Origin of the sequence: Streptantibioticus silvisoli (assembly GCF_027947535.2) — a bacterium.
GTDB lineage: Bacteria > Actinomycetota > Actinomycetes > Streptomycetales > Streptomycetaceae > Streptantibioticus_C > Streptantibioticus_C silvisoli.
Genome location: NZ_JAAGKO020000012.1, coordinates 86413 through 99137 on the forward strand (window position 1 = coordinate 86413; position 12725 = coordinate 99137).

Annotated in this window: 10 protein-coding genes; 2 read left to right on the top strand and 8 right to left on the bottom strand. The window is 71.0% G+C overall.

Annotation, left to right across the window (positions count from 1 at the left end):
• Positions 1–3 precede the first annotated feature (3 nt).
• Positions 4–171, bottom strand: coding sequence for a hypothetical protein (locus POF43_RS11200; protein ID WP_271322531.1), 168 nt, complete (start codon positions 169–171; stop codon positions 4–6).
• Positions 172–560: 389 nt separating this feature from the next.
• Between POF43_RS11200 and POF43_RS11205 the strand changes: the two genes are divergently transcribed.
• Both POF43_RS11205 and POF43_RS11210 read left to right on the top strand, forming a co-directional pair.
• The gene (locus POF43_RS11205; RefSeq protein ID WP_282704532.1) at positions 561–3941 is read left to right on the top strand and encodes an alpha/beta hydrolase; all 3381 of its coding nucleotides are present in this window, start codon (positions 561–563) and stop codon (positions 3939–3941) included.
• Positions 3925–4176, top strand: coding sequence for a hypothetical protein (locus tag POF43_RS11210; RefSeq protein ID WP_282704533.1), 252 nt, complete (start codon positions 3925–3927; stop codon positions 4174–4176). Before POF43_RS11205 ends, POF43_RS11210 begins: the two co-directional genes overlap by 17 nt.
• A 330-nt stretch (positions 4177–4506) precedes the next feature.
• Here the strand turns inward: POF43_RS11210 and POF43_RS11215 are convergent, their stop codons facing one another.
• From POF43_RS11215 to POF43_RS11245, 7 genes are all read right to left on the bottom strand, one after another.
• A complete protein-coding gene (locus POF43_RS11215; protein ID WP_271322951.1) occupies positions 4507–5340 on the bottom strand; it encodes an energy-coupling factor ABC transporter ATP-binding protein in 834 nt (277 codons plus the stop codon).
• Positions 5337–6206 (bottom strand): energy-coupling factor ABC transporter ATP-binding protein, encoded by an 870-nt coding sequence (locus POF43_RS11220; RefSeq protein WP_271322950.1) that lies wholly within the window; start codon positions 6204–6206, stop codon positions 5337–5339. Before POF43_RS11220 ends, POF43_RS11215 begins: the two co-directional genes overlap by 4 nt.
• Complete coding sequence (locus POF43_RS11225) at positions 6203–6979, bottom strand: energy-coupling factor transporter transmembrane component T family protein (RefSeq protein ID WP_271317115.1); 777 nt, start codon at positions 6977–6979, stop codon at positions 6203–6205. Before POF43_RS11225 ends, POF43_RS11220 begins: the two co-directional genes overlap by 4 nt.
• A 5-nt stretch (positions 6980–6984) precedes the next feature.
• A complete protein-coding gene (locus tag POF43_RS11230) occupies positions 6985–7791 on the bottom strand; it encodes a hypothetical protein (RefSeq protein WP_271317114.1) in 807 nt (268 codons plus the stop codon).
• A gap of 495 nt (positions 7792–8286) precedes the next feature.
• Positions 8287–9516 carry an ATP-grasp domain-containing protein gene (locus POF43_RS11235; protein WP_271322949.1) on the bottom strand — a complete coding sequence of 410 codons (1230 nt, stop codon included), beginning with the start codon at positions 9514–9516 and terminating at the stop codon, positions 8287–8289.
• Between the two features lie 92 nt (positions 9517–9608).
• On the bottom strand, positions 9609–10922 hold the full coding sequence (locus POF43_RS11240; RefSeq protein WP_271322947.1) for an MFS transporter: 1314 nt from the start codon (positions 10920–10922) through the stop codon (positions 9609–9611).
• A 523-nt stretch (positions 10923–11445) separates the two neighbouring features.
• Positions 11446–12606, bottom strand: coding sequence for a GNAT family N-acetyltransferase (locus POF43_RS11245; protein WP_271322946.1), 1161 nt, complete (start codon positions 12604–12606; stop codon positions 11446–11448).
• Positions 12607–12725: the final 119 nt, after the last annotated feature.

The following is a 12725-nucleotide window of genomic DNA, read 5'->3' on the forward strand; positions in this document are numbered from 1 at the left end:
CGTTCATGGGCCGGATGCGGCCGCTCGTACGCGGGGGAAGGTGGTCGAGATCTTCGCCGGGCAGAGCAGCAGGATCGTCAGGGAGTCGAGCGGCGTCCGCCGGACCTCGGGGAACTGTCCGACCGCCATGGTCTCCGCGATCGGGGTGCGTTGCGTTTTCGATCCGGGCATCACCCGCCCGTGTGCCTTCCTTGCCTTCAACAGGCCATGAAACGCTGCTACTTGGCAGGGTCGTTCCGGCGGCGTCCCAGCATTGGATCGACGCGGCCGACGTCATGGGCGGCACGGCAACCCCGGAAACGGCGACGTCGATGTCGGGGGCAACGGGGCCCCCGTAGTGGCGTACAACCGGCGCCCGTCATTCTCCTGGCAAGGAGACGATTCATGCTCCTGCCGCTTGCCGCACCGGTTCATTCTGGGGGAGTCGGATGGGGTGCTGTGCTGGGGTACACCTGCGTACTGGCCTACACGGTTCTGATGTTCGAGCGGGCCAGGGGCTCGGCCGGCTGGGGAACTACGCTGTGAAGTTCGGGTAGTTGTGCGGCGGGAGGGTCTTGCGGATGGCCGTCGACGGGCTGGGTGTGGTGCTGGTCCACGGGTTCAGATCCGGGCCGGAGACGTGGCAGCACGTGCGGGACCGGATCGGCGAGGACGATGAGCTGAAGTTCGTCACGACGCTGCCGTTCTCGTATGCGACCGGTCTTACGCGGTACCACCCGCTGAGGACGTGGACGAGCATCAGTGCCGCGGCGGACAGCCTGCGGGAGTTCCTGCGGACCGAGGCCGGCGGCTTCCCCCGGGTGGTGCTGGTCTCGCACAGCATGGGCGGGCTGATCGTGCAGCGCCACTTGGCGCGGATGCTCTCCGACGGCAACGGGCGGGAGCTGGCCCGGATCGGCCGGGTGGTGATGCTGGCCTGCCCCAACGACGGCTCGCAGCTGTTCCTGTCGCTGCGCCAGGGCATATTCGGGCGGCGGCATCCGCAGGAGAGCGAGCTGCGGCCACTGAACGAGCAGGTCACCGAGACCCGGCGCAGGGTGCTGCACGATGTCGTCCACGCCGCCCGGGTCACCGACCGCACGTGTCCGATCCCGTTCTCCGTCTATGCCGGTGACAGCGACGGTGTGGTCCCGATGGCCTCCGCCCAGTCGGTGTTCCGCGACACCGCGGCACTGCCCGGCGACCACTTCGGCATCCTTCGGGCGGTCGGCGCGGAGCACCGCACCTTCACCACGCTGCGCCGCCTGCTGCGCGAGACCGCCGCGGCACCGGACCCGCCCGGCACCGCAGAGACCTCGGAGGTCTGCGGTGGCTTACCGGCCGGCGCTGTCGGGTCCCGGCCCGCGCCCGGGGCGCCGCAGCCGCCGGTGACGGTGGGCAACGCGATCAGCGGCGGCCGGCAGCACGCCCCCGTCATCCAGGGCCACACGGTGAACGTCACGTTCCGCTCCGAACCGTCGACCGGAACCTCCGGGGCCGACGGCCGCGATGCCGGGCACCGACCGCCGGCCGGACCGGCCGCGTCCTCGCCCGTGCAGGGTGCGGCGGGGCTGCCGGTGCGTTCGGCGACGTTCACCGGCCGCGAGGACGACGTCCGCGCCCTCCTGGACGACCTGGCCCCCCGCACCCGCACCGACGCCGGCGCGACCGGTACTCCGCGGGTCCCCGTGCTGGTGCAGGCGGTGGCCGGGATGGGCGGGGTCGGCAAGACCGAGCTGGCCCTGCAAACCGCGGAGCGCGCCCTGGCCCGGCCCGGCTGGTTTCCCGGCGGGGTCCTGTTCGCCGACCTCAACGGCTACGACCCCACCCCCGAGCGCCGCACCAGCGCCGAAGCCGTCCTGGACACCTTCCTGCGCGCCCTGGGCACACCGCCCGAGGAGATACCGGCCGACGCCCCCGCCCGCTCGGCTCTGTTGCGCACGGTCCTGGCCGACCGCGCCGCACACGGCCGACGCACCCTGCTGGTGATCGACAATGCCGGCAGCGAAGAGCAGGTCCGCCCCCTGCTGCCCGGCGACGACGCCACCGCGGTTCTGGTCACCTCCCGGCACTCCCTCGACATCGGCGCCCGCCTGCACACCCTCGACACCCTCGACGCGCACGCCTCGGTCGACCTCATCCGCCAGGAACTCCACCGGGCCCGCACCGGCGACACCCGCGTCGACGACGACCCCGACGCCGCCGCCCGCATCGCCGACCTGTGCGGCCACCTCCCCCTCGCCCTCCACGTCATCGCCGCCCTCCTCGCCGACACCCCGCAACGCCCCCTGGCCTCCATGGCGGACGCCCTGGCCGACGGACACACCCGCCTGCAACTCCTGACCCGCGCCGACCGCGCCGTACAGGCCGCATTCGACCTGTCCTACGCCAACCTCACCCCCGACCAGGCCAGACTCTTCCGCCTCCTCCCGCTCAACCCCGGCCCGGACCTGTCCACCGAGACCGCCGCCCACCTCCTGGACGCCGACCAGGCCACGGTCGAGGTACTGCTGACCGATCTGGCCCGCGCCCACCTGGTCGAGCCCGGGGTATGGCCACGGTGGCGCATGCACGACCTGCTGCGCCTCCACGCGGACCACCACGGCCGCACCCAAGCCGACGAAGACCACCGCGACACCGCACACACCCGCCTGCTGGACCACTACCTGGCCACCGCCGAAGCGGCCGACACCCACCTGTCCCGCCTGCCGCAGACACCGCGCTCACCGGCATTCACCGACCGCCGGCGGGCACTGGAGTGGCTGGACGCCGAACACGCCAACCTCACCGCAGCCGCCACCACCGCCCCCCACAACCACCCCGCCCACACCGACATGACCTTCGCCCTGTACCAGTACTTCGACCTCCGACGCCGCTTCGACGACATCATCACCCTCGCCAACCAAACCCGCACCGCCCACCGCGAGACCGGCGACCGGCACCGCGAAGGCATGGCGTGGGGCAACCTTGGCCTCGCCCTGCGGGAGGTGCGCCGGTTCGACGAGGCCATCGACGCCCACCAACAGGACCTGGACATCTGCCGCGAGACCGGCGACCGACACGGCGAAGGCAGGGCGTGGAACAACCTCGGCCTCGCCCTGCGGAAGGTGGGCCGGTTCGACGAGGCCATCACCGCCCACCAACAGGACCTGGACATCTGCCGCGAGACCGGCGACCGACACGGCGAAGGCACGGCGTGGAACAACCTCGGCCTCGCCCTGCGGGAGGTGGGCCGGTTTGACGATGCCATCACCGCCTGCACCCACGCCCGCGACATCTTCCGCGAGACCGGCGACCGGCACGGCGAGGGCAGTGCGTGGAACAACCTCGGCCTCGCCCTGCGGAAGGTGGGCCGGTTCGACGATGCCATCACCGCCCACACCCACGCCCGTGACATGCACCGCGAGACCGGCGACCGGCACGGCGAGGGCAGTGCGTGGAACAACCTCGGCAACGCCCTGCAGGAGGTGGGCCGGTTTGACGACGCCATCACCGCCCACACCCACGCCCGTGACATGCACCGCGAGACCGGCGACCGGCACGGCGAGGGCAGGGCGTGGAACAACCTCGGCAACGCCCTGCAGGAGGTGCGCCGGTTCGACGACGCCATCACTGCCCACCAACAGGACCTGGACATCTGCCGCGAGACCGGCGACCGACACGGCGAAGGCAGGGCGTGGAACAACCTCGGCCTCGCCCTGCGGAAGGTGGGCCGGTTCGACGAGGCCATCACCGCCCACCAACAGGACCTGGACATCTGCCGCGAGACCGGCGACCGGCACGGCGAGGGCAGTGCGTGGGGCAACCTCGGCCTCGCCTTGCAGGAGGTGGGCCGGTTTGACGACGCCATCACCGCCCACACCCGCGCCCGCGACATCTGCCGCGAGACCGGCGACCAGCACAGTGAGGGCATCGCCAGGGCGAATCTGGAGGAGGTGCGGGGCCGTGCCACCGGCGGGTGAGTGCAGCATGCGGTTGCCGGCGGCGGGCCGTGCCGAAGCCGCGGTGGCCGAGCCCGACGAGCCCGTCGACGTATGGCCCGGCCCAGCCGCCTTCCAGCGCGGCCCCTTGCCCGACGACGCCGACGGGGCCACACTCACGGCCGGCGTCTCCCGGACGTCACCCACCTGGTGGTGGCGCAGCACCGGGCGGGCCATCCAGCGCCAGAGCAACCTCCCGCCGGACGCCGGGGTGTGAACCTCCGGATCACGTGCCCGGCCGCTTGCACAGGCGGGGGTCGGTGCGGCGGCGAGCTGGTCAAGCCGCACACCGACCTGCCGGGGCCAACGCCAGCGCCCGGCGTCGGCATCACCCTCGACTTCGCATCGCCGATGAACCCGCCGCCCACGGTGCCGAAGCACCCACGACGCGGAAGCTCCCTCGGCGTCGTGCTACTCCTCCGCGCGCTCGCCCCGACCGCCTCCCGGACTTCGCAGACGCGGCGACGGTTCCGCTCGGCGGCCGGCTCCGTTCCCGACGGCTGCCGCGCCGTCCTGGAGCGGACGCCCCCGCCGCGCCCTCACACCCTCACGGCCCCGCCGGCGCCTCCGCCGTGTCGTGGGCGTCGGAGGTCAGGCGGTCCAGGAACCCCTCCACGGTCGCCACCGGGGTCTGCCAGCCCAGGCGGCGGCCCAGCCGGGTCAGCTGGGGGAGTTCGAACGCGTGGCCGGTGGGCCGGGACGCCCGGGCCAGCCAGTGCTCGACGGGGCCGTCCGCGACGATGCGGCCGTCCTCCAGGGCGATCACCCGGTCGAAGTGCTCCGCGCAGAAGTCCATGTCGTGGGTGACGGCGAGCACGGTCCGGCCCTCGGCGGCCAGTTCGTCGACCAGGTTCCCCAGCAGCGCGACCGACCGGTGGTCCTGGCCGGTGGTCGGCTCGTCGAGCACCACGACCGGCGTGTCCATGGCCAGTACGGATGCCAGCGCGACGCGTTTGCGTTCGCCGAGCGACAGGTGGTGCGGGTGGGCGTCGACGAGGTCCGTCAGCCCGGTCCTGCGCAGCGCGGACTCCACCAGCTCCTTGCGGCGGTCGGGCGCGAAGCGCAGGTTGCGCGGCCCGAACCCCACCTCCTTGGCGACGCTGGACGCGTGCAGCTGGTCGTCCGGGTTCTGGAAGACGAAGCCCACCGTGCGGGCGAGTTCGGCGATGGCGAGCCCGTCGGTCCGCCGGCCGTCGATCTCGATGGTGCCGGACGCCGGGCGCTCGATGCCGATGAGATGACGCGCCAGCGTGCTCTTGCCCGCGCCGTTGGGGCCGACGAGCGCCACCCGTTCGCCCGCCTCGACGCCGAAGGACACGCCGTCCAGGGCCGTGGTGCCGTTGGGGTAGCGGAATGTCAGGGAGTCGATGCGCAGGATCATCGCGGGCCTCCGCCGTCGAAGGATTCCACCGTTCCGCCGAACCCTTCGACGGCGGCGTCGAGCGTGACCGGCAGCGGCTTTCCGGCCGGCCAGAGCTGTCGTGCCGCGGCCCGGCGTGCGGCCACGGTGTAACGCAGGGGCGCGACACCCCACTTCTCCAGCCGCTCGTCGGCCAGCACCTCGCCGGGCGTGCCGTCCGCCACGATCGTCCCGTGTTCGAGTACGAGGACGCGGTCGGCCTCGCGCGCCAGGCGCTCCATGCGGTGTTCGATCAACAAGGTGGTGATCCCCTGCTCCTTGAGGGTGTCCAGCGCCGCGAAGACCAGGTCGCAGCCGGCCGAGTCCAGCTGCGAGGTGGGTTCGTCCAGCACCATGACGCCGGGGCGCATGACCAGCACGGATCCGATGGCCAGCAACTGCTGCTGGCCGCCCGACAGTTCGTACGGCGACCGGTCGCGCACCTTGGCGAGTCCGAGCTCCCGCATGACGGTGTCGACCCGTTCGGCCATCTCGTCGCGGGGAACGCCTAGGTTCTCCAGGCCGAAGGCCAGTTCCTCGCGCACGGAGAAGCGGGCGCCGGAGATCTGGTTGAACGGGTTCTGCATGACCAGGCCGACCTCGCCCACCAGGCCCGACAGCGGGGCGTCGGCGAGGGTCCTGCCGTTGACCCGGACCGAGCCCTCGACGTCACCACCGGTGAGATGGGGAACGGTGCCGCTCACCACGCCCGCCAGCGTGCTCTTGCCCGCTCCGTCGCCGCCCACCACCGCGCACAGTTCGGCGGGCCGGACGGCGAAGCTGACGTCGACGAGCGCCGGCCGGGAACCGGTGGGGTAGCTGAAGGAAAGCTTCTCGACCTCGATCACCGCACGACCCCCCAGACGTTGACGACGATCGAGACGAGCGCGCAGAGCAACATGGCCGCGCGCAGGCCCCGTTGGGCCCCGCTATCGGCGACCACGGTGAGATTCGTGGGCCGCCGGGTGGCGCCGAAGCCGCGGGTCTCCATGGCGGCGGCGCGTTCCCCCACGTCGATGAAGGCGCTCAGCACCAGCGGGCCCATCAGCGGCGCCAGGGCCCGCATCCGCCCCCGCAGGCCGTGGATCGTCTGGCCGCGTGCCTGCTGCGCGTGCAGGATGCTGGTGGCCCGGCGGTTGAACGTCGGCACGATCTGCACGGCGGCCGAGACGATGTAGATGACGTTCGGCGACACCTTGCGCTCGCTCAGCGCACTCATCAGGGCGCTGGCGTGCGTGGTGAGCAGAAGGAGGAAGAAGCCGCCCATCAGGACCAGGATGTGCAGGGCCGTCTGGACGGCGAAGGAGACGCCTTCCGACGACAGTTTCAGCGGGCCGAGCCGGGCGATCACGTCGTGGGCCCCGGGGAAGAAGAATCCCTGGACGAGCAGGACGGCCACGGCCACCGGGGCCCACAGCGCCGCGAGCATGAGCAGGAAACGCCGCACCACCCCGGCGGCGATCGCGGCGGGGAGGACGACCACACAGAAGAGCAGCAGGGGCCAGCGGTAATCCACCATGGCGAAAGCGCAGACGGTCACGGCGACCGCGAACGTGAGCTTGGTGACCGGGTTGAGCCGGTGAATGCGCGACGTGCCGGACGCATGAACTGTTTCTCGCATCGAGTTCACCCCGCCTTCACGACCGTGGACGCCTTCGCGGTCCTGACGGTATTGGCCCGCGGTGACAGGACGCGGTGGTCCCGGACGAAGGGGAAGCGGTGGGTGAAGCCCGGTGGCAGGCCCTTCAGGATGGCCATCGCGAGGATCACCGTCAAAACCTTGTCCAGCGGGTCCGCCACCAGCCCTTGCAGGGTGGCCGCCTTGAGCATCCCGTTCCCGAACGCCTGGAACGTGGCGAGCACGGCGGACTCGCCGACCGATCCGCTGGCGTTCCCGAAGACGAACGCGGTGATGGGGGCGGAGACGACGCCGGCCACCACACCGATCACGAGGCCGGCGAGCACCGCCGTGGGCAGCCGCCGGAACAGCCCCAGGCGCGCCAGCATGCCCGCCGTGAAGCCGATCACGGCCGCCGTCACCGCGTAGGGCAGCGCCCCGGGCGTGATCGTCATGCCCACGATGACGTTGGCGAGGGCCCCGGTCGCGGCTCCGGCGGCCGGTCCCGCGACCACTCCCACCAGCACGGTGCCGATCGAGTCGAGCTGAAGCGGAAGTCCGCTGAAGTAGACGATCTTGCCCATCACGATGTCCACCGTGATGGCCACCGGCAGGAGGGCCACGGTCGTGGGAGGCAGGCGGTCGACGGCGCCGGAGACGATGAGCATGGCGCCCACCGTGTAGCCCAGCAGGGCCAGCAACGCCACCGGTCCTCCCACGCCGCCGTGCGCCGACGTGGGCCGGGCGGCGATGAGTCCCGCATAGGTCACGAACACCAGGCCGGTGCCCCATCCGATGCGCCATCGCTCATTCATCCACGGAGGAGTGGAGCGCCTGGAATAAGCCATCTTTAGTCTCATTCTCCTGGCGGTGAGGTGGTATATGGAAAATTCCTGGGCACAGTAGCAGGGCGGATCCGGCGCATGTCAACAGTATTGATTAATTCCCTGTTCCCGTGGGGACGTGGACCGGAAAGCGGGCGTCCGTCAAATAGCTCGTGTTATGAGCCTGTTGGCGGCGGTTCGTATCGCGCGAGAAACCGGCCGATGGGGATGGGATGCTTGTCCGAATTGACGCGCGGGAAACTTTCGCCACTCGGCGGGCAATCGTCGGAATCGAGATGCGGTGCGGTCGCTTTCCGCTGTTTCGCCAATTGCGACGCGGCGGGGGCTTTCTGGGTGAGGGCGGCCATTTCGGGGTGGGCGGTGCAGGGGCTTGTTCTTTCGGTGCGGGCGGTGCAGGCGGTGCGGGGGCGGCTTGTCCTCCCTGAGCCGTCCCCGGGCCCCGCCTTACCCGCGAGACCCGCGAGGTCACTCGAAGGTGAAGGTGAACGCGGCTTCGACCCGGCGTGCCACCTCGCTGAGCCCTTCGACGCTGTCGGCGGTGATGAGCGTCTCGGTGAAGAAGTTCTCCTGGTCCATCGAGGTCACCCGGAAGTTCTCGAACTGGTAGCCGTCCACCACCCCGGGAATGCGCTTGAGTTCGTCCAGGGGCGTGGCGCTGACCAGGACCCCCGTCCGGTCCGCCTCGAAGGGCAGGAGTGCGAGCAACTCGTCACTCCGGGTGCGGTCCGCGAGACCGGCCGCGCCGTCCATGGGCTCGTCCACTCCGAGGGCCATCAGCACCGAGGCGTGGATGGGATCGACTCCGCAGGTGCGGATGGTCGCGGCGCGGTGGAGCCCGCCGCCCGGCCGCGGGTTGATCTCGATGAGTTCGACGGACCCGTCACGGGCCGCTCGCCCCTCGACGTGGAGCCACCCGCTGGTGATCTCCGACCCGCCGCACAGCGCGGTGATCCTGCCCGCCAGCTCCTGGGCACCGCGGCGGACGTGCTCCGACGGCGGCGGCGTGATCCGCAGGCCGGCATCGTGGTGGCGGCGTTCGTCGTGCTCCGTCTTCTCCACGACGAGCAGGGCGTGGAACCGGCCGGCCGTCACCGGACCGTCCATGGAGAACTCCGTTCCCTCCACGTACTGCTCCACGATGACGTGGAGCCCGGCGCCGGCGGACTCGCCGATCTCCCGCAGGTGCGCGTCGAGTTGCGCGGCGTCGTCGGCCCGACGTACCAGCCGGGACGATCCGGAGTCCTGGGCCGGCTTGACGATGACGGGGTAGCCGGTGACGCACCGCGCGTCCAGGGACCCCACCGGCCCGGCGGCGAACCGTACGCCGGAAAGGCCGAGGCGGCGCATCTCCTCGCGCACCTTCGCCTTGCTCAACAGGATTTCCCTGCCCGCTTCCCCGCCGGGCAGCCCGTAGTGCCGCGTCACCCGGATCTGCCAACCGATCAGCGGCTCGACGAAGTTGACGACCGCGCTCGGGACCACCCCCGCCGCGTCCACCGCCTTCACGAGCTGTTCGAGGTCGTCGGCGTCCCAGTCCACCACGATGTGGGCGGCACACGCGTCCCGATTGACGTCCGCCGGCTCGTCCGACACCAGGACGGGACGCCTGCCGGACTCCGTGAGGATCTGCGCCACGGTACGGACTCCTCCGATGAACCGCTTGGAGAAGATCAGCACATCCGTTGACGGGGTCATCGATCGTTCCTTTGTTCAGCCTTCGGGGCCCAGCTGGCCCGGGGACGGAACCATGCCATGCGCGCGGGAGGCACGGCGACCAGAAGCCGCGATCAGGACGCTGAGGTCCGGCTCGGCTCGGGCGCCGGCTCACGGGGGCCGGCCGGACGGCCGAGCTCCTGGGCCTCCTCCAGCGTGCGTGCCGTCCGGAGCGGGGAGAACATCAGCCAGAAGGAGACGACGAGGTAGGACAGGCCGACCGCCCAGATCGCCCCGCGGGGCGAGATGAGGTCGCACAGTACGCCGCCGAGCAGGGCGCCGAGCGGCAGCGTCCCGAGCGCGATCAGCCGGTAGCTCGCGGTCACCGCTCCCAGTTGGCTCTCCTGGGGGATGGCCTGGCGCAGGCTCACCGCGAACACGTTGAACAGGGCCACCCCGAAGCCGTTCACCACGGTGGCGACGGAGGCGAGTACGACGACGTAGATCCCGATCTGCGCGACGACCGGGACGAGGAGCAGGCCGGCGGCGGCGAGGACGACCCCCAGGGTCAGCATGAAGCCCACGGTCGAACGGGCGGCCAGCCGCGATGCGAGGAGGGAGCCGGCCAGGGCACCCGCGCTTCCGATGCCGACGATCACACCCACGGTGGCGCCGCTCATGTGCAGGTCGCGGACCGCGAACACCAGGAAGACGGTGAGGAACGCCTGCTCGTGCAGGTTCGACAGGCCGGCCTGGACGCACAGGTCCCGGATCGGGCGCAGCGACCAGGTGTAGCGCAGACCGGAACGGATGGTCCGCAGCGCCGACTCGCGCGGCTGCGGGGGTGCCTCGACGCCGCGCAGGAACGCTCCGCTGATCGCGGCGCCCACGAAGAGGGCGGCGGTCACCGCGAGGGCGGACGACAGCCCCAGCCTGCCGATGAGGAAGCCGGCCGCCGAGGGCCCGGCCAGGGTGCTGATCGAATACGTGGCCTGGTGGAGGCCGTTGGCCGTGGTGATGGAGCCGACCGGCACGATCTTGGGGAGGGTCGACTGGTAGGCCACCTCGTAGAAGACGGTGGCGGTTCCGATGACGGCCGCGGCGATCACCAGTTGTGTGAAGGTCAGGCCGCCGGCGGCCTGGAAGACGCCGAGCAGGGCGAGCGCTCCGCCCCGGGCGAGGCAGCTGATGACCAGGGTGCGGCGCGGCGGGTGGCGGTCGACCATCACCCCGGCGAGCAGCGACAGGACGACGATGGGCACGAACTGGACCGCGGACAGCAGTCCGACGCCCGTTCCGTCCACCGCGAGATGGGTGACCGCGATCAGCGGCAGCAGGAAGTTCGTCAGCTGGGCGCCGAAGTGCGCCGCCGTCTCCCCGATCCAGACGTTGCGAAAGTTCGCATTGCCCTTCAGCAGATCACGGACTTCTCCGTCGAATGCTTCCACTGCCGCCCCCCGGCCGGTATCTCGTGAATAGAATGCGTAGGACCCTAGCACGTCATGACATACGCCGCCAACGCGTTTCCGTGACCGCTCGGCGGCCTTTACGGAACGGTCAGCGGTGGCAGAGCGATAACGGCTCCGGAACGATGGACGTTTTCAAAGCGATAAACGATGGACGTCTTCGATGCGATAGAGGCGGCGGGCGATCCGTCCTGCGGAACCCATCGCCGGGGAGGTCGGTATTTTTCCCCAGTGGGCCGGTGAACTGCGGGAACGGCCCGCGCGTCCCGGCCGGCCGGACCCGGGCCCGCGATGTCTCCGGCGCACCGGCGATGGCCTTCGCCGGATATTCACCCCGCGGCATGTCGATACGCTGTTCCGGCCGACCGGATTGTCGGACGGCAAGCTGACGGCGTTCATTCCCTCCCGCGCCGCACCGGTGTTTCGGGCACCCATGGGGCGGTGAACGGAAATCCGCTGCCGGACCGCTGCGCACCGGAAGTCCGCCCGGTGCTGTACGCGCCCCCTACAGTGGTCCGATCGACGCCAGATCCCACTCCTCGGGGTCCGTGCCGCCGCCGGCCTCGGTCATCAGCGCGTCGGCCAGCTTCCGGTCCGCCGCCACGTCGCGCCGCAGCCCGGCGTTCGCGGTGAGCGGGAGCGGTACGACGGCGGCCCAGAGCGGGCACACCGACGCCCCGCGGCGCACCTTCGCCTCCAGGGCGGAGAGCCCCAGGTGCAAGGAGGTCATCCCCGCGCCCTCCATGTGCCGCAACGGGGCGTAGTACACGGCGTTGAAGTACTCGAAGGCGTTACGGGTCCGCGTGTAGTCGAAGCCGGCCACCCGCGCGTAGAACGTGTCGCGCCAGGCGAAGCAGAGGTTGCCGCCGACCAGCCGCCCCTCTTCGTCGACGCAGCGGAACACCGTGCTCAGGCCGTCCAGGCAACGCGCCTGCACGCTGAGGAAGGCGTGGATCTCCGCGGGGTCGAGGGAGGCGCTGTAGCGGTCCATGGTCTGACCCACCAGCGGCGCGAACTCGTCGACGCACTCGGAGAGCGGCGCCGTCTCCATCCGCAGCCCGGAGTTCTCGAACCGGCGTATCTCGTAGTCGCGCTTGACGGCGTTGCGGCCGAGCATCCCCCGGTACGACGCGAAGGTGCCGCCGTCGTTGCGCAACACGGCCTCGGCGGCGCGCAGTTGGGCCTGCACCGGATACAGCCCCGCCAGCCGGCGGAGGCTGTCGGTGGTGAGGCAGTCGAAGAGCAGCGCGTCGCACCCCAGGTCCGCGGCCTTCTCCGCGACCCCGGCGACCAGGTCGCCGAGCAACTCCCGGGCCTTCTCCGGGTCTTCCGACACGCGTCCGGGGTTTTCCGACTCGCGTCCGGGGTTTTCCGACACGAGGAACTCGTTGTGGTTTCCGGTGCGGGTGCCCACTCTGAGCACCCGGTACCCCTGGGCGACGTCGGGCAGCGGCGGGGCGGTCCGCGCCGGGAAGTCGTAGTAGGGGGTCGCGGCGGCGAGAGCGCCGTCGTTCATGACCGTGACGTAGCCGGCGGTGGCGAAGTCGGGCCGTTCCTGTCCCCGCAGCCAGGCGTGGCTCTGGTAGAAGCGGCTGCCCGGCACCAGTCCGTCCCAGGCGTTCTGGCCGATGTCGTCGATCGACTCCAGGTGTTTCACATCTGACATGGTCCGTTCCGTTCCTCGCTCGTTCCACTCCTGCAACGGTGCGCCGTCCCCGACGACGAACGCCGGTGGCGCCGGGCCGCGTTGTGATCCCGTGGGAAGTCCGGCACCGCACGCCGGGG